Consider the following 22467-nt stretch of genomic DNA (forward strand, 5'->3'; position numbering starts at 1 on the left):
AGTTATGAAAGCAGTAAACTGTTTGATTATTGACGATGAAGAACTAGCAATTGATATTATTGAAGAATACGTCAGTCGCATTGAAAAGCTCAAAGTGATTGGCAGGTGCAGCAATGCCATTGAAGCTCTCCAATATTTGAATAAACAACAGGTAGATTTACTTTTTCTGGACATACAGATGCCGGGATTGACAGGGTTGGAGCTCATCAAAACCATGCACTCTAAACCAGAGGTGATCTTCACAACGGCCTACTCAGAGTATGCCCTGGAAGGCTTTGAACTCGATGCCTTAGATTACCTGGTGAAACCCATTTCGTTTGAACGCTTTATTACCGCCATTAACAAATACTTCAGGCGCCATGAGCACCAGGAGTTGCCGGCAGAAAGCCCCCTTGCTCCCAACGAAAATGCCTTTATATTTGTTAAATCTGATAAAGCCATGGTAAAGGTTTTACTCAAGCAGATTATTTACATCGAGAGCCTCCGCAACTATGTATCCATCTATTTAGTGGATGGACGTGAAATTAAAACCATGAACACAATTAGCAAGCTGGAAGAAAAACTCCCAGCTTCGCATTTCATTCGCATCCACCGCTCATTTATAATCTGCTTCGATAAAATTGACAGCTACATGGGTGGCAGTGTTCAGCTCTGTGGCCACACCATACCTATCGGACGCAACTATAAAGATGCGTTCAGGCAGCTTATCAACGATAAAAGTATTGAATAGACTCTATAATTTATCCTTCAAATCCTTACTGACTTTTTTGATGCCTTCACCAAGTTTTTTACCACCTTTTTCAATTTCCTTTCCCAAAGCACGCATGTCGTCTTTAAAGTCATCCGTCCAAATATGGTGTTTAAACTCGGCGTGACCTTGCTTCAGAACGCTCTTCACATCATCATAAAAAACACGCTCACCCTTACGTACCTTCCTCTTTCGCCCGTTCTTTTCCAGCTCAACCACCCCACTCTCTACTTCAACGTCCAACTGTTCATCGGTGGCATCCACCGAAAATTCGGTACCTAAAACCCGAATAAGCCCGGCACCGGCCTGCACTTCAAACGGCACATCAGACTTAGTCACCTTAAAAAAAGCCTCTCCGGTGAGTACAGCCTGCCTCACCGTATCGTTCATCTCAAAGGTCAGCGCCGACTGTTTGTTCAAAATAACGATTGAGCCGTCGGGTAGCTCGCATAGCTTTGCCTCATCTCCAGAAGAAAACCGACCATCGGAGCAACTTATGCTCACCAAAAGCAGACAGAATAACCACATCCTGCCAAATACTGTGTTTTTAACCATTATCTACTTAGTATATTAATTTCCGTTGCACCTACGTAGCTTCCGTGGCTTAGGTTATAAAAAAAAGCTCTTTTCACCTCCTAACACCCAAACCACACAAACCATTGAAAAAACCAGCCACTCAAACAATGCCAATGATCATCTACTTTTTACAACAGCGACTATTTCTTATCTTAGCCGCAAATTTCATACGGATGACTAGAAAGGAGCTTACTCAGGTTTTTGATGCATTTGATAAGATGCACATCTTAATTATTGGTGATGTAATGGTCGACTCATACCTATGGGGCAGTGTAAACCGTATTTCGCCGGAAGCACCTGTTCCCATTATAGCCACTACCGGCCGTGAAAATCGTTTGGGTGGAGCTGCCAACGTAGCTCTCAACATACAATCCCTGGGGGCCAAACCCATCATGTGTTCGGTTATAGGCAATGATTCAGCTGGTGACATTTTTAAGCAGTTACTCAAAACTAATCAACTGCCTTCAAACGGCATTATCTCATCGGGTAAGCGTAAAACAACTGTCAAAACCCGCATCATCAGCCAAAACCAGCACCTGCTCCGCATCGACGAGGAGGAGAACCAGCCACTGGAGGAAACACTATCGACAAAACTACAGGCCCACATTGAAGATTTGCTGAACACCTATAAAATAGATGCCATCATTTTTGAAGACTATGATAAAGGCGTGCTAACACCTTCTACCATTACAGAAACTGTGCGAATAGCGAAAAATAAAGGCATTCCAACATTAGTTGATCCAAAAAAACGTAACTTCGCCGCCTATAAAGGTGTCACATTCTTTAAGCCCAACCTGAAAGAATTTAAGGAAGGGGCCAATGTTGATGTTAACAGCAACAACCAGGAGGGCTTATTAAAAGCTGCTCAGCAATTTGCCAAAGAGCAGCACATCAGAAACTTTATGCTGACCATGGCCGAGAAAGGCGTGATGATTTTAAGCGACGACAGGCATCATTTTATTCCGGCCGAGGTGCGCGATATAGCAGATGTTTCGGGTGCAGGAGACACGGTAATCAGTGTCAGTGCCCTTTGTCTTTCAGCTGGCCTGGAGGAAAAACAGGTAGCAGCTATAGCCAACATGGCAGGTGGTTTAGTCTGTGAGCACTCCGGAGTGGTTCCTATTGATAAACAAGAACTTTTGGATGAATGCCTTGAAAAATTGACGAACTAATCAGCGGAAAAGTGAAACATCATGAATTTTTAATCGTAGCGAGACTATATATTTGAGAAAATTTTAACTTTGGCTTTTCAGAATAAAATAACCATTTTGTAGCCCTTAACTTCAACACTAAAAAACACCTTAATATGGCGAAAATCATTGCTCTGGCAAATCAAAAAGGAGGAGTTGGAAAAACAACAACAGCAATCAACCTGGCTGCAAGTCTGGCTGTTTTAGAATACAAAGTACTTATTGTTGATGCGGATCCACAGGCCAATGCCACTTCCGGTCTTGGTTTTGATTTAAGAGAGGTTGAAAACAGCATTTACGAGTGTATTGTTGATGGGACCAGTGCTAAAGAAGCAACGCTGCAAACCGAAATTGAACACCTGCACGTATTACCATCGCACATCGATTTAGTTGGTGCCGAAATTGAGATGTTGAACCTCCCTGACAGAGAGAAAGTATTGAGCAAAGTACTGGAACAAGTGCGCGACCAGTATGACTTTATCTTAATTGATTGCTCTCCATCGTTGGGATTAATAACGGTTAATGCCTTAACTGCAGCCGATTCGGTAATCATTCCGGTACAATGTGAATACTTTGCTTTGGAAGGATTAGGAAAACTGTTGAACACAATAAAAATCATCCAGAGTCGTTTAAATCCGGAGCTGGAGATTGAAGGATTCCTGCTCACCATGTACGACTCTCGCCTTAACTTATCGAATCAGGTGGTAGAAGAGGTACAGCGTCACTTCCAGGACATGGTGTTTAAAACCTTGGTATCGCGTAATATTAAGTTAAGTGAAGCACCTAGTTATGGAAAAGCCGTTGTAATGTATGACGCCACTTCAAAAGGAGCCATTAATTACCTGAATTTAGCGCGCGAATTATTGAAAAAGAACAATTTGGCTGAAAAGAAATAAGCTCTTTTCGGACGCATATATTTTTATATCAGAACATAACGATTTTTGAAAGATGGCAAGAAAGAACGCTTTAGGACGTGGATTGGGCGCTTTAATTGAAAACGCCGATGATGTGACTCATAAAAGAGAAACAAAGCCTGCTGCATCAATTAATGAAATTGATATTGACAAAATTGAAGTTAATCCCTGGCAGCCACGTACTAAATTCGACCAAGAGCGTTTAAACGAGCTGTCGGAATCGATTAAGCAAATTGGTATTGTTCAGCCCCTTACACTGCGTAAGATTGGCCCGGATAAATACCAGTTAATAGCTGGTGAGCGCCGCTACAGAGCCTCCAAATTAGCTGGTCTGACTAAAATACCAGCTTACATTCGCACAGCTGATGATGACACCATGCTCGAAATGGCACTGGTGGAAAACATTCAGCGCGAAGATTTGGATCCCATTGAAGTGGCCATCAGTTATCAACGCCTGATTGAAGAATGCAAACTAACCCAGGAAAGCATGTCGGAGCGGGTTGGAAAAAAACGTTCCACCATCGCCAACTATCTGCGCCTGTTAAAACTGCCAGCAGAAGTACAACTGGGCCTGGTTGAAAAACAGATCGGCATGGGGCATGCCCGTGCCATAATTAGTGTTGAAGATCCGAATGCCCAACTGATGATTTTTGAAGAAACCATCAAAAACGACCTTTCTGTAAGAAAAGTAGAGCAGATGGTGCGCGACCTGAATAATGGCACTGAAAGCAAAAAACCTTCCAAAACGAAAAAAAATCTACCCGAAGAGTACGAGGCATTGAAATCTCAATTGTCTACGTTCTTTAGAACGAACATCCAATTCTCTCGAACAGATAATGGGAAAGGAAAAATCGTAATTCCCTTTACGTCTGACGATGACTTGGAAAAAATTATTAGCATTCTGGATAAAGCAAAATAATTGCAATTTTGCCTGAAAGTAAAACAAGTGACCACAACAAAAAAATACAATAACTGGCTGTGGTGTCTGCTGGCGTTTATCACCTTATCGGTATCGCTTAAGGCCCAAAAAACAGAGGCTTTTGTAACACAAGGAGATACCGCTGTGCTGCAGGGTACTGTTGTTAATGCGCCTGTTATAGAAAAAAAGCATTCGCCCCACAAAGCCTCATTTTACTCAGCCATCCTGCCGGGTTTAGGACAGGCCTACAATAAAAAGTACTGGAAAATCCCAATTTTATATGCCGGTATTGGCGGCGTGGGCTATGCCATCCATTTTAACAGCAAATACTATAAGAAGTATAAAGCGGCCTATCGGGATTTCATTATTCGCGACCCCGGCAACAAAAGCTATCTGGAGTTTTTGCCCCCCACCATGACTGAAGGTCAGATATATGGTGAGCATGAACAATGGTTCAAAGAGGCGCTCAACAGCAAAAAACAATACTATCGTCGCTACCGCGATTTAAGCTATATTGGTATGGTTGGCATATATGTGCTGCAAATAGTAGATGCAGCAGTAGATGCCCATTTCTACAACTTCGATATCAGCGACGATTTATCCATGCAGGTGCAGCCCTCAATGATGCCACCTGTACCCGGTGATTTTGCGGGCGTCGGACTACAATTACAATTTAATTTTTAAGAATTTCTTATGCAGAAGGTGAAAGAGCTGGTCTTATTGACCATTATGATGATTGTTGGAATAGTTGCAAACGCACAAGATAAAAGAGATTCAATTACTCTGTTAGAAGAAACACCCCCATACTTGGAGGAATGTTTAGACAGCCTGTTAAACCAATGGTACATCAATAAGGCACACAACAATCTGGTATTGGACACGTTACCATCGGACGAAGTGGTGAGTCAAATCCCCGACTCTGTTTACATTAAACGCATTGCCGACATCAGTTCGCCAATGCCGTACACTTATAACTCCATTGTTAAAAGCCATATAGAGCTCTACACCATTCGCCGTCGCGAACTGGTTAAGAACATGCTTGGCTTATCGGAGTACTACTTCCCCATGTTTGAGCAAGAGCTGGATGCCAGACAAATGCCAATGGAACTAAAATACCTGCCCATCATCGAATCCGCTTTGAATCCGCGAGCTTACTCAAGAGCTGGCGCCTCAGGCTTATGGCAGTTTATGTACTACACAGGCAAGCAGTATGGCCTCACCATTAACTCTTATGTGGACGAACGAAGAGACCCATACAAATCGACAGTGGCCGCCATTGCATTTTTGGACGATTTATACGCCATTTATAAAGACTGGTTTTTAGTAATTGCCGCCTACAACTGCGGCCCGGGCAATGTCAATAAAGCCATTCGCCGCTCCGGCGGGCATCGCGACTTTTGGAAAATATACTATCACCTACCCCGCGAAACACGTGGCTATGTACCGGCCTTTATTGCAGCTACCTATACTTTTATGTATGCCAAAGAACACAATCTGCATGCTAATCCCAATAGTCTGCCTTTGGCAACCGACACCATATCGATAAAACAGCCATTGCACTTTAAACAGGTTGCTGATATGCTGAATGTCAAAGTAGATTACCTGAGAAGCCTGAATCCGCAATACAGAAAAGATTTGATACCAGCAGGTGATGACTACGCGTTACGCCTGGCAATTGCGGATGCATCGAATTTTGCAGCCGTCGAAGATTCTGTTTATTTGCACAAGCGCGAAACCTACTTTGTAAATGGAAAAACAACGGTTAAACCGCAATACACAGCCTACTCGCCCGATACACCTAAAAACAAAGCAACTGTTTATTACACCGTAAAATCGGGTGACGCGGTAGGTCTTATTGCAGACTGGTATGATGTGCGTACCTCCGATTTGCGCTATTGGAATAACATCCGCCGTAACATGATTCGGGTGGGACAAAAGCTGCGAGTGTATGTACCAAAGAACAAAACAGAATATTACAGCCGCATTAACGACATGTCGTATACTGATAAACAGCAACTAAGCAGCAAAACCGTTCCCGCTAATTCTGCAAGTACAAAAAAGAATGAGCCTGTAGATGGCAACTACGAATATTACACGGTTAGGTCGGGGGATAATCTTTGGACAATTGCCCGCAGATATAGCGGCATTTCCAACAAAGACCTGATGGAGTTAAATGGCCTGACAGAGTCATCAAAGTTATGGATCGGTCAGAAATTAAAAATCAGACCAAAATCTTAAAAGCATACAGAAACTTTTAAAAGGGGTGAATATTTCAGAAACAGTAATATTCACCCTTGTTCGTTATATTCAAAGATATTTTCTATTTTCAGAGAAACAACAAGCACCAATGAGCCAACAACTTCGCACCTTTATATATTATGTATTAATTGGTGCTGTGGTAGTGGCCTTAATCCACTTCTTCCCGTTTCCATTTCAACCATCAAACTGGCAAATCGCTGAGCACGAAGAACTCATCATCACTGATATTGACAGCTCACTGCTAGTACAAAGTGAAGCACAAGACACCAGCCTGACTGAGACGGACACCCTTAAATCAACAGACCACCTCCAACTAAAAGATACGGTTACCACAAACCATTACCTGAGTTGCCCTCCCGCTTTTTTAAAGCAACTAGGCTGCTTATACGAGCAGTTGAAAAGCGTTTCAGCAAATAGTAAGCACCTTCGTATACTTCACTACGGCGATTCACAAATTGAGGGTGACCGGATTACCGCCTACCTCAGAGAAACATTTCAAAAACGTTTTGGGGGAAGTGGGCCCGGGTTAACAGCGGTATTTGATCCGGTTCATATTAACCCATCGGTTTGGGTTGAAAGTAAAGGCAACTGGCAAATGTGCAACATCTATGATAGGCGCTCACAACTGACTAGCCAAGACTATGGTTTAATGGGGCAGGCAGCCGTTCTGAAAGCAAACACACGAGGAGAGTTTAAAATCAGCTCCTCCAGGTGGGCCGAAAAGCATGCCTCTTACTACCAAAAAGTGCGCCTGTTTATTGCCCCTCACGTAGATACGATAAGTATAAAAGGCCAGATTAGTGGAGTGGAAATTATTAATGACTCATTACAACCATCCGAAGACTTAACGGAAATAAACTGGGAATTTGAACAGCTATCTCCTGCTATCAGATTCGAATTATTTAGCAATAGCGATATTAACATTCTTGGGTGCGCTCTCGACAGCCTTGCCGGGGTATCAGTTGATAACATAGCGCTTAGAGGACAAAGCACACCGTTGTTACACCGAACCAGCGGCGATTTATACAAGGCCATGGGAGAACAGCTCAACATTGAACTGATTATCTTTCAGTTTGGCACAAATATGATTCCTACCATAGCTCCCAACTACCGATTTTACCAGATCCAACTAAGCCGTCAATTTGAACTAATCAAGGAGTATCTGCCAAACGTACCGGTATTGGTAGTTGGCATAAGCGATGCAGCACAGGCGACTGATGGCCAAATTCAATCTTACGATCATCTGCCCCGCATCAATGAGGCCCAAAAAGCTCTGGCCCTCCAATACGAATTTGCGTTCTTCGATTTATACAATGCAATGGGTGGTGAAGGATCCATTATCGAATGGGCCGACAAAACACCTCCATGGGCGCTAACCGACTATATTCACTTGTCGCGTACAGGCGGTCAGAAGGCGGCTGAGCTAATTACCAATGCCTTGTGGCACCAGTTTGATAAATTCGAAGCAACAGACACTTGTTTACTAACTCAAGCAGATACACTATGGCAGAGTTATTAAAGCAATTAGCAGGACAGTCTGACATATTCTTGTTCACGCACCGGGCGTTCTGGGTGTTTTTTGGCATCATACTGCTTGCCAACCTTTTATTAAAAAGCAAGCGGAGCCTGCGCATCGCTTTCCTGTTTTTAGCCAGCTTGTTTTTCTATTTCAAAACCGGCGGCTACTTTTTTAGCCTATTGATACTTTCCACCTGCGTGGACTACAGCATAGGAATTGCCCTTAATAAAACCTCTCAGAAAGCAGCACGTCAACTACTTGTAGGCATAAGCATTTTCATCAACCTCTCGGTACTTGCTTATTTTAAATACACCTACTTCATAGTAGACATCATTGAGCAGATTAAGCAGACCCCCATAAATACTTACGATTACCTGGCAGCAGCAGCCAACCAACTGATGGGCACCTCTTTTGGCATAGATCAGATTACGCTTCCGGTTGGAATATCATTCTTTACCTTCCAAACAATTAGTTACACCATTGATATCTATCGAAGAGAGCTAAAACCCGTTAAGAACATTGTTGATTTCGGCTTTTATGTTTCATTCTTTCCGCAGTTAATAGCGGGTCCAATAGTTAGGGCTAAGCACTTTATTCCGCAAATATACCAGCAAGTGGTTCTGTCTGAAAAATGGATTTGGTGGTCAATACTTTTGATAACTGGCGGACTATTCAAGAAGATGTTCATCTCCGATTTTATCTCGATCAATTTCATCGATCGCGTCTTTGAACACCCAACGGCCTATTCAGGATTTGAAATCCTTTCCGCTATTTACGGCTATTCGCTGCAGATCTACTGTGATTTTTCGGGCTACACGGATATTGCCTTAGGCGTGGCACTGCTATTAGGTTTTCGCCTGCCCAAAAACTTTAATCACCCCTACAAAGCCACCTCAATAAGTGAATTCTGGCACCGTTGGCACATCAGCCTGTCTACTTGGTTAAGAGACTACTTGTACATCCCATTGGGCGGCAACCGCAAAGGCTCTTTACGAACCTCACTAAATTTATTGATTACCATGCTTTTAGGTGGACTATGGCACGGGGCAGCACTGAAATTTATTGTATGGGGAGCCCTGCATGGCCTAGGACTGATTGCTAACCGCTTATTAAGCAAATTATTTGCAAAACGAAACAGCATCATTACCCTACTTGGCTGGTTCCTTACCTTTAATTTTGTGAGTGCAACATGGGTTATTTTTAGAGTTGACTCACTTATGAATGCCCAACTCCTCTTCGAACGAATCGCCTATGCTTTTCAAAGTAATACCATTACCCACGCAATATTCACAACCCCATATACTTATTCGCTCATAGTTGGGGGCTTTGTTTTACATTGGCTCCCCGACAGATTTAGAATACGACTAAAAATAAGATTTATTAGATGGCCGGTATGGGTAAAAATAGCCAGCATTGCGTTGGTGCTTTACCTAATTTACTCACTTCACCAAAGTACCTTAATGCCATTTATATACTTCCGCTTTTAATACCCAAAATAAACATGAAAGGATTTTCTCATTCCTAAGAATGTTTATCAAAAGTCATTTGTTATGCTAATGGTAAAACGGTATATTTATCAAGTAATTACAATCTTATGAAGCAACCGCTATTATTAGCAATATTAGCATGCTGGCTGATTTCTTCGCTAAGCGAAGCACAGCACTTTCATTTCGAACAATATTCGCTCGAAGAGGGCCTGCCACAGTCTGAGGTCACCTCAATGACAGAAGATCAGTTTGGCTACTTATGGTTGGGAACAAACGGCGGTGGTCTCTGCCGCTTCAACGGTAAAAACTTTGAAGTATTCACCAAAAAAAATGGCCTCCTGGACAATATTATCCTGGGAGTTCTTCACGACCGCGACTATCACCTATGGATTGCCTCTTCGAAAGGCATCCAGCGCTATGATGGGATCGACTATCACCCGATTATCGAATCCGATACAGCCATGTTTACCATTGATGTTACCTTTACCGAAACGCAGGATGGCACCATCTGGTGTTTAGCAAATTTGATTTCTGGTGAGCGCCGATTATACAAAATTAGACACAGCACTGTAACTGATATCACAAGCACCTATAAAGAACAGCTTGAGCGCTATGGTCCCATTTATACAATAATGGCTGATGATAAAAATGAGCTACTGATTGCCACACACGAACAGCTACTGGTATTAAAAGCCGACACATTTGTTCCTTACGATAATGGTCTTATTACAGAAGGTGAAGATTGGGCCAGATTGCCTCTTTTCAGAGACCGCAGTAAGCAACTGTGGATAAACCTGTTGCACGAGGATGGTTCCCAGCAATTAGTTCGCCATATTGATGGTAAGGGGGACAAAATAGTTCCATTCCCAAAAGAGGTTGAGAATTCAATCATCTACAAAGGTTTTCAGGATAGAGAAGGTACCTATTGGTTTATAATAGAGAACGGAGGTATAATGCAATTCCGAAAAAAAGAAGGCTGGCGCATCTTTAATAAAGATAATGGCCTGCCCATCAACATGGTATTCAATATCCACCAGGATGCAGAAGGAAATATATGGCTGGGTACCTTGGGAGCCGGACTGGTAAGGTACAGTGGCGATCTGTTTGTTTCCCTTAACAGGAGCAACGGCCTCACAGATGACATCATCAGAAGCATCTATCAGGATTCGAAAGGCACCTACTACTTTGCCGACGGAGAAGGTGGGTTTAGTACCTTAAGTAACAAGACGATTACAAGCTATACCAAACAGGAACTACCTGAACTGCATGCTATCAAAGAGTTTTTTGAACTTCCCGGCGGACAAATTTTATTGGCTACCATGAATGGATTGTGGGAGTTTGACGGTTCATCCGTTTATCCCGTCGATAAACGCTACGGATTTACCGATCGACATCGCATTAGTGACATTGTCATGCAGAAAGATACCTTCTTCTTTTCAACCTTTAACGATGGCCTGATAAAAAGCTACCAGGGAAAGGCAACGTATTACAACACCAACAATACCAATATGCAGGATAACAATATTTTTCACCTGTTATCCGATAGTAAAAATCGCCTGTGGCTGTCAACAGGAAGAGGCGTCACACTCTACGAGAAGGGAGCCTTTAAACAATTTTTGGAAGGTCAAGACATTGCATCATCCTATATAATACAAAGTGCTGAAGATAAGGTGGGAAATATTTGGTTTGCAACATTCACCAGTGGCTTAATCCGTTTTGATGGAGAGAACTGGATTGTTTTTGATACCACCAAAGGCCTGTCTTCTGATAACATTTACTCGATCATAGCCGATCAAGACGGCAATATTTTTGCCGGAGCACAAAACGGAATTGATAAGCTGTCCCTTACCTCCTCGGGCAAAGTGCTCGGCGTAACACACTACGATAAATACGATGGTTTCATCGGCATAGAAAATAATGGAACAGCCAACCTGCTCGATAAGGATGGTCACCTGTGGTTTGGAACGATTAAAGGTGCCATTCGTTACAACCCTGCAGAAAAGCGCACCAACTTTTTAGCTCCCAATATCTTTATCCGTGATATTGAGCTATCTTATAAACAACCCAACTGGCTGTCCGACACCTACAAAACTGCTTACGATTCGATTGTTCCCTGGTTTGGTATCCCAAACAGGTTGGCATTGTCGAGTACAGATAATAATATTTCATTCGAATTTGATGCACTGTGCTATTCGGTGCCTGAAAAGATAAAATACAGATGGCGACTCGAACCCATTGAAACAGAATGGGTGGAAGGAAACAGCAACTCTGTTGCCTATCCTTCGCTACCTTCGGGCGACTATACCTTTCGGGTCATTGCCGCCAATAACAGTAACATATGGAATGATGAAGGCGCCATTTATCAGTTTAGCATTCATCCGGAATGGTATCGCACCGCCACATTCCGAACGTTTATTATTTTATTGATTATTGGCTTAATCGCTGCTTTTGTCATTGCCTGGAAACAGCGCACAAAAACAATGCGCTTCGAGCTGGAAACATTGATTGCCGCTAAAACCAAAGAAATATCCGAGCAAAAAAAGGAAATATCGAAGCAGAATGAACAGCTCAAAAACCAGAACATAAAGATTGAAAAACAAGCTCAGTCCATAACCAATGCACTGACAGATCTGGAGGAGCTAACAGAAATAGGCCGCATTCTAACTGCTAACCTGTCAACCGACAACATTTTCTCCTTGGTTTACCAGGCTGCCAGTAAAATAATGGATACCTATTTATTTGGCGTTGGCCTGTATAACCAGGAAAGCAATTCACTTGATTTTAGAAACGTGATACTAAATGGTGAACGAATGCCATTTCTGACATTTCCTCTGGACGATGTTGAACGCCTGTCTATACACGCTTTGGTCAATGATAAAGAAATATTTATCAACGACTTTGAAAAAGAGTATAAAAACTACGTTCAGGAGATCAGACCAGTGCCAGGTGACATCAGCAGTCAATCAATTATTTACATCCCTTTAAAAGTGAGCAATGGCCCCTTTGGTGTGATAACCGTGCAAAGTGCAGATAAAAAAGCTTACACAGCCTACCACCTGAACTTTATGCGTAACATTAGCATGTACACCAGCATTGCATTGGAAAACGCCAGAGCTTTTAGTGAACTGGAAAAACAACGCCAATCGCTCGAAGAGGTAAATAGAAATGCTTTTGAACAGAATCAGCTCATCCTGAGTCAGCAAGCTGACATGGATCGCCTCAATCAAGAAAATAATCACTTAATATCGCTATTTACAAAAGAAATTGAACGCCCCATAACATCGTCAGTATCTCTTATTAATAGCATTAAAAACGAAGATGATATTGCTGATGGCGAAAAAGACGAAGCCTTGCAGTTTGTTTTTGATGCCTTGTGGCAAATCAAAGAAATGGTTAACCAGGTAAGCGAAATTAAACGCCTGGAGAGTGGCGAATTTGTGATTAACAAATCAAAATTCTCAATAGTAGCCCTCATGAAGGAAGTGGTTACTCAATACTCCCAGCTACTGGAAGAAAAAGAAATCAGCATTAACTGGGAAGCCAAAGAAGAAATTATTGAAAGTGATTACACCATACTGGAAAAAATAATATCCAACTTACTCTCAAATGCCATCAAGTTCTCCCCTGTAGAATCGGCTATAACGCTTTCGGTTAAAACAGTGCAAGAGCAAATAATTATTGGGTTAAGCGATGAGGGACCCGGCATTAAAGAAGCGGACATCCCGAACCTATTTACCAAATTCACAAAACTGTCAAGCGAAAACAAGAGCAATAAACCATCTTCAGGTTTAGGCCTTTACATCGTTAAGCGGTACATTGATAATATTGATGGAACCATAGAATGTATCAGTACCTTAGGTCAAGGCACAACATTTAATGTTACGCTGCCAAAATAAAAAATTGGCAAACTTTTTGATGTATCTTGCCACTAAAAATAGCAACTATGATTTCATCGAGTTTATTAATCATTTTCTTGTTTTTTATGGTGTTGAGCTGGATCGTCAGCTCGCGTTTAAAAAGCAAATTCAAAGCCTATTCACAGGTTCCGATTAATTTTGGAATGACAGGCAAAGAGGTAGCAGAAAAGATGCTGCGTCAGAATGGCTTAATGAATGTTCAAATCAATTGTGTTCAGGGACAGCTAAGTGACCACTACAATCCGGCTAACAGAACTGTTAACCTGAGCCCGGAAGTATATAACGGACGCAGTGTGGCATCGGCAGCAGTAGCGGCTCACGAAACCGGTCACGCTATTCAGCATGCCAACAGCTATGCCTTTCTAGAGTTCAGATCAGCTTTGGTGCCCTTACAAAACGTCAGCGCAAAGGTGTTAAACTTTATGTTTATAGCACTTTTTGTAGGTGCCTTTGCCCTACCGGGACTAGTAAGCTATAACCTGGCTCTTCAGATTATTATCGCCTGTTATTCAATTTTTACCCTATTTGCCTTTATCACACTACCAGTAGAAATTGATGCCAGTCGCAGGGCTTTGGCCTGGCTAAACACAGCAGGTATTACCACACAAGACACACACGGTAAAGCCAAAGATGCTTTAAAATGGGCTGCTTACACTTATGTTGTAGCTGCCTTGTCGGCGCTGGCCACCTTACTATACTACGTAATGTTGTTTGTAGGTAACCGAGATTAAATACAAAATAAAAGGCGGGAGTAAAACAACTCCCGCCTTTTTTTACCGATGGTAATAGTTATAGTCTTTCAATATTGTCTCCAGAAACTCTTTCGAGGGCTGTTCCGTCTCAATCTTCATCTTTTTTGCAACCACGTCCTTGGTTTTTAGCACCAAAGGATGCGGCGCTCCAACACTGGTATACGAATTATCGCGTGAGGCAATCGTTAACACCTCTTTAATGGTTTGCATATCCACATCAGATAAGACACTGACTTCAGGATATTTAGGTACATAATCTGCCTCCACCTCAACATAGGCTGTTGCCGCAAGACTACCTTTAGGGTTTATTTTTATAACCGTTGTTTTAGCAACCAAATCGCCTATTCGCTGCCCCTTACCTCCAATAACAATGGTCAATAAACCGACTAAAACACCTCCAATTGGCAGGTTAAAGTCTACCAGTCGAAACAGCCACCGCAAGAAGCAATCAATGAAGCGAAGTTCTCCGCCGTTGATTTTGGCCACCCTTATCTTAAACAACATTTTACCAAAGCTCTGTCCATTTAAAAACGCTTCGCACAGCAGATGATAAAATACGATTGGTAAAAAAAACAGGCTCAACCACCAATCCTTAATTTCCAGGCCTGCAACAAGCACCAATAAAAGAATTACGATATAAAAGAATTGTATAACTCCATCAAGAATGTAAGCAAAAATGCGATCGCCGACACTGGCTAACTGATAATCGATATTTACGTTTTGGGTGGTTGATATACTGATATTCTCCATATCCAGTGTTGCAAAAAGTTGATAAGTTTATATAATAGGCAGACCAAAATTAGCAAAATAAGTTTTTTATGTGCAGAAAAATTTATTTATTCGCAATGGTCATAGCCTACCCCAATGAAGGAAATTACTTTTATTAGTCGAAACAAAGCGCGCTGGGAACAATTTGAAAAACAGTTAAAAAAACCCTCTGCTGTTAATCCAGACAGACTGGCCGATCAATTTATTCAATTAACTGACGATCTGGCCTTTGCCCGCACCTTCTACCCTGGCTCACACACCTTGACCTATTTGAACAGTCTGTCACAAAAGACGCATCAGGAAATTTATCGTAATAAAAGAGAGAAAGGGAATCGCATCCCGGCATTTTTTAAAACAGAGCTCCCTCTTATTTTATACTCAGCACGCCCCTATTTTATTATTTCATTGATTGTGTTTATGGCTTCATGGGCGCTGGGCGTTGCCTCCTCATTGGCCGATATTGAGTTTGTGCGCATCATTTTAGGTGATACCTATGTAAACATGACACTGGATAATATTGAAAAAGGCGATCCGATGGCTGTATATGGTCAAATTGGTGAGTTTCCAATGGCGTTTTACATCATATTCAATAATATAAATGTGGCCTGGGAAGTATTTCTCTACGGCTTTTTAACGCCTCTGGGCGCCATCTACCGTCTCTTTTATAATGGAGTGATGGTTGGGGCATTTCAAACTTTTTTTTATCAAAAGAACTTATTGGGCGTGTCTACTTATGCCATCATGATACATGGCACGTTGGAGCTTTCGGCCATTGTGCTGGCGGGTGGAGCCGGCATTATGTTGGGCAAATATGTTTTATTCCCGGGCACCTACCCACGCAAAGAGTCTTTTATTTATGGTGCTATTAAAGGGGTTAAAGTAATGATTCCAATCACCATTGTATTTTTTATTGCCGGCCTTCTGGAAAGTTTTGTTACCCGGCACTACAATAGTATTGATCACTGGCTAAATATTATAATCATCGCCGCATCAATGTTACTTATTGTTTGGTATTTCTTTATTTATCCGGCCATTGTACAGAAAAAATTTAAAGCAAATGACTGAAATTAAACTTGCAAAACGCAGAGATTTTAGCGGCGTGATTAATGCTGCTTTTCAATTTTTTAAACAGGAGAACAAGCGTTTCATAACAACCTTGCTTACGTACACCGGTATTCCAATGGTGATAATGATTGCGATGCTGGTATACATGGCGGTGCAATTAACAAATGGCCATTTTGGCAGTATCGTTAATTCTCCAGATGCTTCCAGTATCATCGGCCTGCTCATTCCAATGTTTGTGTTCATTCTGTTGGCCCTTATTGTACAAATAATTGTAATGGCAACCAGCTATGGGTATTTGAAAATGTACCACGAGAAAGGGAAAGACAACTTCATGCCTGCCGAAATAGGACAGCAAATCACAAGAAAATTCTTCCCTATAATTGGTTATTCAATTGTTATCAGTTTGCTAATAACTGTGGGTCTTCTGTTCTTCATCATTCCGGGCATATACTTTGCAATTATCCTGACATTAATTTTCCCAATTCTGTTTATTGAAGATAAGGGCCTTTCGAAAAATTTTAATCGCTGTTTTCAGGTAATCAGAAACCATTGGTGGCAAACATTTGGTGTGCTCATTGTTGCCTCCTTAATTGTGGGCATTGCAGGAAGTGTCATCAGTTTACCCCTTCAATTTTATATGCAGTTTAAACTTCCAACACTACTTCAGGCGGGCGACTGGAGCCAGGTGAATATGTCGTTCATTACCATATCTTATATTCTCCTAATTGTTGTGGGCATTTACCTGCGTTCGTTCGTTTACATAGTAACCGGTCTGCAATACTTCAGTCTTAATGAAACCGACAATTCATCGACTATTATGGATCGCATCAATCAAATTGGGGAAGAAACAACACCGCCCACTAACAACCTGAATTAAGCAAAATGGGCAAAGTAGGGTATCTGGTAATCATTCTTATAGTCTGCATCGGAATAAAAATCGATGCACAGATAGACAGCACCCAAAAGGTAAGTACTGTTGAAGCCTGGGATAACAGCCTTGTGGACTACCGCTGTCCGACAAATGATACCATTAACCACTACAAAGCCCAGACAGATTACCAATACAGTACTAACACCGATTTACTTAGCTGGTGGCAGAAATTTGTCAGGTGGCTGTTTTCACTTCTTCGTTATGGCAGTGGAGACCTAAGTCTCATCGGCTGGATTCTTCTGCTAATGGGGGTGGCCGCACTTGTGTTCATCATCGTTAAACTATTTGGTATTCCGATTAAAGGCCTGTTTATTTTCTCAAAATCGACAAAAGTAACCCAGCTGGAGTTTGCATTAAACAATACGGCCATTGACGATGAAGAACTGGAAAAGATGTTAAAAACCTTTGTTAATCACCATGCCTACCGCGAAGCTACCCGCACACTGTTTTTACTCTGTCTGAAGGCCTTGCATAGAAATAGCTACATCCGCCTGAATGCTTTTAAAACAGATAGGGAATATTACTATGAAGTAGATAATCAACAGGTTAAAAGTAATTTCCTGAACTTAATCAAGCAATATGAATATGTTTGGTTTGGTAAGTTTAATATTAATGAGCAGGAATTTTTAAAGATACAAACGAATTTTGACCAGTTTATGAAGGACTTAGTTCCAAATAAAAAAGTAAGTTAATGAATGGTTCCTCTTCAAATAGGGTGTTTATAGCAGGTGCAATTACACTGGTTTTACTAGTAGTAATTGTACTGGCCAATTCGCCAAAGCCAATTGATTGGTCGTTCAGCTTCTCGAAGCAGGATACCAAGCCATTTGGCAGCAAACTGCTTTTTGAGCTATTACCTGTGGCGTTTAAAAAGGAAACAATAAAAACCTCCCACGGAACATTTGCTCAGTTCTTTTCTGAGCCAAAAACGGCATCAACCAACCTCATTGTTATCAATAATGAGTTTAAGCCTGATGAGGCTGACATTGATAAGCTAACTGATTTGCTGCAACAAGGCAATAACATTTTTTTGGCAGCCAGCTCTATATCCGATACCATTAAGCAACTATTCAACATCGATTATCAAGAACGCTACGGAACGGGCCATATTAGCAATGATTCAATCAGCTTTAACCTGTCTAACCGAAAACTTAGAACGCACTTGGGCTATTGGTATAAGAAAGCCATTACGAATAACTACTTTACCCATTACGACTCATTGCAAACAACTGTACTCGGCTTTAATAACCTGGGAAAAACCAACTTTGTTAAGATAAAGCATGGGAATGGACATGTTTTCGTTAACCTCAACCCACAAGCATTTACCAACTATAACCTGCTTACGAACGACAACTACGAGTACGCCTTTAAGTGTTTATCTTACCTGCCTGCACAAGCAACTGTTTGGGATGAGCACTATAAATACAAATACCTGGTGAGCGGCTCAGAAACTGCCGGTCAACGTTCAATATTAAGCTTTATACTCGACCGAACCCCATTAAAAATGGCCTGGTATGTATTGCTTATTGGCATCCTGATATTCTTTTTGTTTGAATCAGCCCGCCGACAGAGGGCTATCCCAATCATCAAGCCACCCGTAAACAGCACCATTACGTTTATAGAAACAATTGGGCGCCTCTATTTTAGTAGAAAAAACCATTTAGATATTGCTAAAAAACGCTTTAGCTACCTGCAAGAGTTTATCCGAACCAGGTATTATATCGATACCTCAGCCATGAATGAGGAACTCTATCAACAGTTGGCTGAAAAATCGACTATCCCAATCAGAGCCGTTAAGCAGCTGTTTGAGCTGGGCAGGAACCTGAACAACATGCAACGCATAAGCGAAGAAGACCTGGAGCAATTTAACAGGCGAATCGAGTTTTTTTATGAACAGTGTCAATAAATAACAGAGATATGGACCAACAGACGCAAACACCCTTTGAAAACAGGCTACCACTGGAAGAATTAAATCATTCTGCCTTTCGAATTCGGGCAGAGATCAATAAAGTGATTGTTGGACAAGAAAAAATTCTTGACTTATTACTCACGGCTGTTATTGCCAACGGCCACGTGCTGATAGAAGGCGTTCCGGGTGTTGCCAAAACCATGATGGCAAAGCTACTGGCAAAATCTGTGTCATCTGATTTTTCAAGAATACAGTTCACACCCGACCTGATGCCATCTGACGTACTGGGAACCATGGTGTTCAACACGGGTAAATCGGAATTTGAATTCAATAAGGGCCCTATCTTTTCAAACCTCGTTCTCATTGATGAAATAAACCGTGCCCCGGCCAAAACACAGGCAGCTCTGTTTGAGGTGATGGAAGAGCGCCAGGTTACCATTGATGGGACAACACGGGTGATGGCACCGCCTTTTTTGGTAATGGCCACACAAAACCCGGTTGAACACGAAGGAACCTACCGCTTGCCCGAAGCGCAGCTCGACCGCTTTCTTTTCAAAATTAAAATTGACTACCCTAGCCTCGATCAGGAAGTCTCTATTTTAACCAATGCACAAAACAGACAAGAGAAGGATGCCCTGAGCCAAATCAACTCAGTGGTAAGCGGTGAGGAAATTATTAAGTACCAGGAAATGGCCGCAAAAGTGATAGTGGAAAACGATTTGCTACGTTACATTGCTCAAATTGTTGATAAAACCAGAACTCACGGCGCTTTATTTCTGGGTGGCAGTCCGCGGGCCTCGCTGGCAGTTTTAATGGCCTCCAAAGCCTTCGCCGCCCTTGACGGCCGCGATTTTGTGACGCCCGATGACATTAAGTTTGTTATTAATCCGGTGCTCAACCACCGCGTTATTCTAACGCCTGAAAAGGAAATGGAAGGAGTTAAACCTGAAGTAATCATCCAACAAATAGTTGATTCTGTGGAAGTACCACGCTAAGCCTTTATCAATGAGATTCAGAATAAGAAACCACGCCTATTTCACTCACCTGTTTTACTATGCCACAGGAACTGTTGTTTTTCTGCTGGCTATGGGACAGTTCGGTGCACTCTTTTTCCAATTCGGACTAATTGCACTTGGCCTGCTTATTCTGCTAATCATCATTGAGATGCTTCTCCTTTTTGTAAAACCTAAAGAGCATTTTATCGCCCATAGAAGTATTGAAGAACGCTTCTCTAACGGCGATAACAACCAGGTGAGCATTTCTCTGACAAATCATTTTCCGTTCCCGGTAGCCATCAATGTGTTGGATGAAATACCTCACCAATTTCAGAAACGCGACTTTAGCATTCGCCTCAAGCTCGAATCAGGCAAAAGCAAAGACATCACCTATAGCCTGAAGCCTACAGAACGCGGCGAATACACTTTTGGTACTTTAAACGTGTTTGTTACATCGCCACTCAAACTGATTGAACGACGTTTGCAATTTGGACACAAACAAACCGTAAAAGTGTATCCGGCCTTCAAAGAAATGCGCCAATTTGAAATGATGGCAATTTCCAACCGCTTGACCGATGTGGGGATAAAGAAGATCAGACGCATTGGTCATCAAATGGAATTTGACCAGATACGTGAATACACCAAAGGCGATGATTACCGCACCATTAATTGGAAAGCAACCGCCCGCCGAAGCAGTCTGATGGTCAACCAATATCAGGATGAGAAATCCCAGCAGGTTATTTCCATTATTGACATGGGACGCACCATGAAAATGCCTTTTGAAGGCATGACACTGCTCGACTATGCTATTAATGCCTCATTGGTGCTTTCAAAAATTGCAATGCTCAAACAGGACAAGGCAGGTTTAATTACCTTTAATAGCAAGGTTAGAACCATGGTGCCGCCTCAGCGCAACAGCAAGCAAATGCAAATTGTTATGGAGGCCCTGTACAATCAAAAAACCATGTTTGAAGAACAAAGCATGGAAGCATTGTATACAGCCATCCGTCGAAAAGTTCATCAGCGCAGCCTTTTAGTCCTGTACACCAACTACGAAAGCTTAAATGCAGCCAAACGCCAGCTGCCCATGCTGCAAAAACTGGCCAATGATCACATGCTTGTAATCATCTTTTTTGAGAACACCGAACTCAAGCAGTTAACCACTTCGAAAGCAACGGATATGGAAGGCATTTATATTAAAACCATTGCCGAAAAATTTGCTTACGATAAAAAGCGCATCGTTTTGGAACTCGAACGCTATGGCATCCATTCTGTGCTAACGGCACCTGAAAACCTAACGGTAGAAACCATTAATAAATACCTGGAACTCAAAGCGCGAGGTTACATTTAATGCATCCGAAATAATACAGCTAGTACGCATAAAGTCGTTCACTGGTCATCATGGTTATTTCTGTTAAGCGCCACTAATTACTACTTTTATTCTCTATTTTGACGAACAGCTGATTTTCAGTGCTTAGCGCGTAAAAACTAAGGAGCTAAAGTACCTGTATCGCTAGCTTTTAGTAAGAAAAAGCATCTAACTTTATACGTGAGTAACAAAGGCTATTTGTCCTATTAATGAAAGATTAACGTAGCGCTAATTTGCCCTTAACCGGACAACGGAAGCCAACACTAACTTTGCACACATGTAGCACCCTAAAGAAGAAGCAAGATGATGCGAGTAATTAATTCAACCCCCTCCGGTTTTCCTGAGAAAATCGAGCTAGACGATGTTGTTAACAGGGAGTTAATCTCGTTAATGACTAAGAACCACATGAATCCCGAAGATTTCTACCTCACGGGTTACGAAACCATCTGCTTCAAACGAACGCGTGAATTTGCACTGGAAACAGTCATCTCATCAGCTATTCCTTTTGATAAAGATATTCTGGTGGTGGCCAACCAATCTGATGATTTACACATTCAAAAACTTTGTCACCTGTATGGCGTCAACAGCACATTAGTGCAATTACCGGCATCTGACAACGAATTGGAAGCCCTGCTATCAGCCTACCAGCAAACACATAACTATTCACACATTCTTATCTCTTGCGATGTAAATACGCCCGGGTGTAAAGAAACCATACGGCGACTGGCTACAGAACTCAATAAAACCTCAATTAAATTAATTGTACATTGTCGCCGCCACCCAATGGATCTTTATGATGTTCATGAGCTTAATGTGGCCTATATGGTGTGTAATGGAATGAGTAGTTTTATCAGCTCAGTAGTTCTGGCACTTAGGAGCCAACTGGTTCAAACAGAAGGCACCTCAAGAAATGGCCAACTAGACTTGTACAGTTATTGGCAAAAAATGCTTTACGGCCGTAAATCAGGAATTAAACCAATGGCTATCTGAATATAAAAAATATAACGTGATAAAGTCGCCCCATTCAGGCGACTTTTTTATTAAGCAAATATTACCTAGGCGATAAAAACAGCTGTTGCCGGCCTCTATACTTACCTTTAACTTCTCAATGGCTTAACACAGGCTTATTACAAAGCCCTTATCATTGTC

General features: G+C 41.9%; 19 protein-coding genes. 17 read left to right on the forward strand and 2 right to left on the reverse strand.

Annotated elements, in window-relative coordinates:
* The first annotated feature begins 4 nt into the window (after positions 1–4).
* Positions 5–730, forward strand: a complete 726-nt coding sequence (locus tag ACSX1H_RS01175) for a LytR/AlgR family response regulator transcription factor (protein WP_439181695.1) — start codon at positions 5–7, stop codon at positions 728–730.
* 3 nt (positions 731–733) lie between these two features.
* On the opposite strand, the gene ACSX1H_RS01180 is transcribed toward ACSX1H_RS01175, so the two are convergent.
* Positions 734–1303, reverse strand: a complete 570-nt coding sequence (locus ACSX1H_RS01180) for a FecR family protein (protein WP_439181696.1) — start codon at positions 1301–1303, stop codon at positions 734–736.
* A gap of 194 nt (positions 1304–1497) precedes the next feature.
* On the opposite strand from ACSX1H_RS01180, the gene ACSX1H_RS01185 reads away from it, so the two are divergent.
* The 9 genes from ACSX1H_RS01185 to ACSX1H_RS01225 all read left to right on the forward strand — a co-directional run bounded on the left by ACSX1H_RS01185 (position 1498) and on the right by ACSX1H_RS01225 (position 14260).
* Complete coding sequence (locus ACSX1H_RS01185) at positions 1498–2496, forward strand: bifunctional heptose 7-phosphate kinase/heptose 1-phosphate adenyltransferase (RefSeq protein ID WP_439181697.1); 999 nt, start codon at positions 1498–1500, stop codon at positions 2494–2496.
* Positions 2497–2630: 134 nt separating this feature from the next.
* Positions 2631–3410: a ParA family protein gene (locus ACSX1H_RS01190; protein ID WP_439181698.1), complete on the forward strand. Its 780-nt coding sequence runs from the start codon at positions 2631–2633 to the stop codon at positions 3408–3410.
* 52 nt (positions 3411–3462) lie between these two features.
* Positions 3463–4347: a ParB/RepB/Spo0J family partition protein gene (locus ACSX1H_RS01195; RefSeq protein ID WP_439181699.1), complete on the forward strand. Its 885-nt coding sequence runs from the start codon at positions 3463–3465 to the stop codon at positions 4345–4347.
* A 27-nt stretch (positions 4348–4374) separates the two neighbouring features.
* Entirely contained in the window at positions 4375–5031 is a 657-nt protein-coding gene (locus ACSX1H_RS01200; protein ID WP_439181700.1) for a DUF5683 domain-containing protein, read from the forward strand.
* A 9-nt stretch (positions 5032–5040) separates the two neighbouring features.
* Positions 5041–6585, forward strand: coding sequence for a lytic transglycosylase domain-containing protein (locus tag ACSX1H_RS01205; protein ID WP_439181701.1), 1545 nt, complete (start codon positions 5041–5043; stop codon positions 6583–6585).
* 109 nt (positions 6586–6694) lie between these two features.
* A complete protein-coding gene (locus ACSX1H_RS01210; RefSeq protein WP_439181702.1) occupies positions 6695–8125 on the forward strand; it encodes a GDSL-type esterase/lipase family protein in 1431 nt (476 codons plus the stop codon).
* On the forward strand, positions 8110–9612 hold the full coding sequence (locus ACSX1H_RS01215; protein ID WP_439181703.1) for an MBOAT family O-acyltransferase: 1503 nt from the start codon (positions 8110–8112) through the stop codon (positions 9610–9612). Before ACSX1H_RS01210 ends, ACSX1H_RS01215 begins: the two co-directional genes overlap by 16 nt.
* A 107-nt stretch (positions 9613–9719) precedes the next feature.
* On the forward strand, positions 9720–13508 hold the full coding sequence (locus ACSX1H_RS01220) for a sensor histidine kinase (protein WP_439181704.1): 3789 nt from the start codon (positions 9720–9722) through the stop codon (positions 13506–13508).
* 47 nt (positions 13509–13555) lie between these two features.
* Positions 13556–14260, forward strand: coding sequence for a zinc metallopeptidase (locus ACSX1H_RS01225; protein ID WP_439181705.1), 705 nt, complete (start codon positions 13556–13558; stop codon positions 14258–14260).
* Positions 14261–14302: 42 nt separating this feature from the next.
* Here ACSX1H_RS01225 and ACSX1H_RS01230 read toward each other — a convergent pair whose 3' ends face one another.
* A complete protein-coding gene (locus tag ACSX1H_RS01230; protein WP_439181706.1) occupies positions 14303–15031 on the reverse strand; it encodes an RDD family protein in 729 nt (242 codons plus the stop codon).
* Between the two features lie 114 nt (positions 15032–15145).
* Here ACSX1H_RS01230 and ACSX1H_RS01235 point away from each other — a divergent pair, with 114 nt between their 5' ends.
* The 7 genes from ACSX1H_RS01235 (at position 15146) to ACSX1H_RS01265 (ending at position 22308) form a co-directional block, all read left to right on the forward strand.
* Positions 15146–16114: a stage II sporulation protein M gene (locus tag ACSX1H_RS01235; RefSeq protein WP_439181707.1), complete on the forward strand. Its 969-nt coding sequence runs from the start codon at positions 15146–15148 to the stop codon at positions 16112–16114.
* Positions 16107–16991, forward strand: coding sequence for a hypothetical protein (locus ACSX1H_RS01240; protein WP_439181708.1), 885 nt, complete (start codon positions 16107–16109; stop codon positions 16989–16991). The genes ACSX1H_RS01235 and ACSX1H_RS01240 overlap by 8 nt, the downstream gene beginning before the upstream one ends.
* Positions 16992–16996: 5 nt before the next feature.
* A complete protein-coding gene (locus ACSX1H_RS01245; RefSeq protein ID WP_439181709.1) occupies positions 16997–17737 on the forward strand; it encodes a hypothetical protein in 741 nt (246 codons plus the stop codon).
* On the forward strand, positions 17737–18951 hold the full coding sequence (locus tag ACSX1H_RS01250) for a DUF4350 domain-containing protein (protein ID WP_439181710.1): 1215 nt from the start codon (positions 17737–17739) through the stop codon (positions 18949–18951). Before ACSX1H_RS01245 ends, ACSX1H_RS01250 begins: the two co-directional genes overlap by 1 nt.
* 11 nt (positions 18952–18962) lie before the next feature.
* Positions 18963–19949: an AAA family ATPase gene (locus ACSX1H_RS01255; protein ID WP_439181711.1), complete on the forward strand. Its 987-nt coding sequence runs from the start codon at positions 18963–18965 to the stop codon at positions 19947–19949.
* Between the two features lie 10 nt (positions 19950–19959).
* Complete coding sequence (locus ACSX1H_RS01260; RefSeq protein WP_439181712.1) at positions 19960–21300, forward strand: DUF58 domain-containing protein; 1341 nt, start codon at positions 19960–19962, stop codon at positions 21298–21300.
* A 321-nt stretch (positions 21301–21621) separates the two neighbouring features.
* Entirely contained in the window at positions 21622–22308 is a 687-nt protein-coding gene (locus ACSX1H_RS01265) for a hypothetical protein (RefSeq protein WP_439181713.1), read from the forward strand.
* Positions 22309–22467: the final 159 nt, after the last annotated feature.

It is taken from the genome of Carboxylicivirga taeanensis (assembly GCF_051851475.1).
Taxonomy (GTDB): Bacteria; Bacteroidota; Bacteroidia; order Bacteroidales; family Marinilabiliaceae; genus Carboxylicivirga; species Carboxylicivirga taeanensis.

What these genes read in the sequence shown, in the direction of transcription:
- ACSX1H_RS01190 (WP_439181698.1), top strand. Translation starts at nt 2,631, where the DNA reads ATGGCGAAAATCATTGCTCTGGCAAATCAAAAAGGAGGAGTTGGAAAA.
- ACSX1H_RS01220 (WP_439181704.1), top strand. Translation starts at nt 9,720, where the DNA reads ATGAAGCAACCGCTATTATTAGCAATATTAGCATGCTGGCTGATTTCT.
- ACSX1H_RS01250 (WP_439181710.1), top strand. Translation starts at nt 17,737, where the DNA reads ATGAATGGTTCCTCTTCAAATAGGGTGTTTATAGCAGGTGCAATTACA.
- ACSX1H_RS01175 (WP_439181695.1), top strand. Translation starts at nt 5, where the DNA reads ATGAAAGCAGTAAACTGTTTGATTATTGACGATGAAGAACTAGCAATT.
- ACSX1H_RS01195 (WP_439181699.1), top strand. Translation starts at nt 3,463, where the DNA reads ATGGCAAGAAAGAACGCTTTAGGACGTGGATTGGGCGCTTTAATTGAA.
- ACSX1H_RS01225 (WP_439181705.1), top strand. Translation starts at nt 13,556, where the DNA reads ATGATTTCATCGAGTTTATTAATCATTTTCTTGTTTTTTATGGTGTTG.
- ACSX1H_RS01210 (WP_439181702.1), top strand. Translation starts at nt 6,695, where the DNA reads ATGAGCCAACAACTTCGCACCTTTATATATTATGTATTAATTGGTGCT.
- ACSX1H_RS01255 (WP_439181711.1), top strand. Translation starts at nt 18,963, where the DNA reads ATGGACCAACAGACGCAAACACCCTTTGAAAACAGGCTACCACTGGAA.
- ACSX1H_RS01230 (WP_439181706.1), bottom strand. Translation starts at nt 15,031, where the DNA reads ATGGAGAATATCAGTATATCAACCACCCAAAACGTAAATATCGATTAT.
- ACSX1H_RS01180 (WP_439181696.1), bottom strand. Translation starts at nt 1,303, where the DNA reads ATGGTTAAAAACACAGTATTTGGCAGGATGTGGTTATTCTGTCTGCTT.
- ACSX1H_RS01240 (WP_439181708.1), top strand. Translation starts at nt 16,107, where the DNA reads ATGACTGAAATTAAACTTGCAAAACGCAGAGATTTTAGCGGCGTGATT.
- ACSX1H_RS01260 (WP_439181712.1), top strand. Translation starts at nt 19,960, where the DNA reads ATGAGATTCAGAATAAGAAACCACGCCTATTTCACTCACCTGTTTTAC.
- ACSX1H_RS01245 (WP_439181709.1), top strand. Translation starts at nt 16,997, where the DNA reads ATGGGCAAAGTAGGGTATCTGGTAATCATTCTTATAGTCTGCATCGGA.
- ACSX1H_RS01265 (WP_439181713.1), top strand. Translation starts at nt 21,622, where the DNA reads ATGATGCGAGTAATTAATTCAACCCCCTCCGGTTTTCCTGAGAAAATC.
- ACSX1H_RS01215 (WP_439181703.1), top strand. Translation starts at nt 8,110, where the DNA reads ATGGCAGAGTTATTAAAGCAATTAGCAGGACAGTCTGACATATTCTTG.
- ACSX1H_RS01205 (WP_439181701.1), top strand. Translation starts at nt 5,041, where the DNA reads ATGCAGAAGGTGAAAGAGCTGGTCTTATTGACCATTATGATGATTGTT.
- ACSX1H_RS01185 (WP_439181697.1), top strand. Translation starts at nt 1,498, where the DNA reads ATGACTAGAAAGGAGCTTACTCAGGTTTTTGATGCATTTGATAAGATG.
- ACSX1H_RS01235 (WP_439181707.1), top strand. Translation starts at nt 15,146, where the DNA reads ATGAAGGAAATTACTTTTATTAGTCGAAACAAAGCGCGCTGGGAACAA.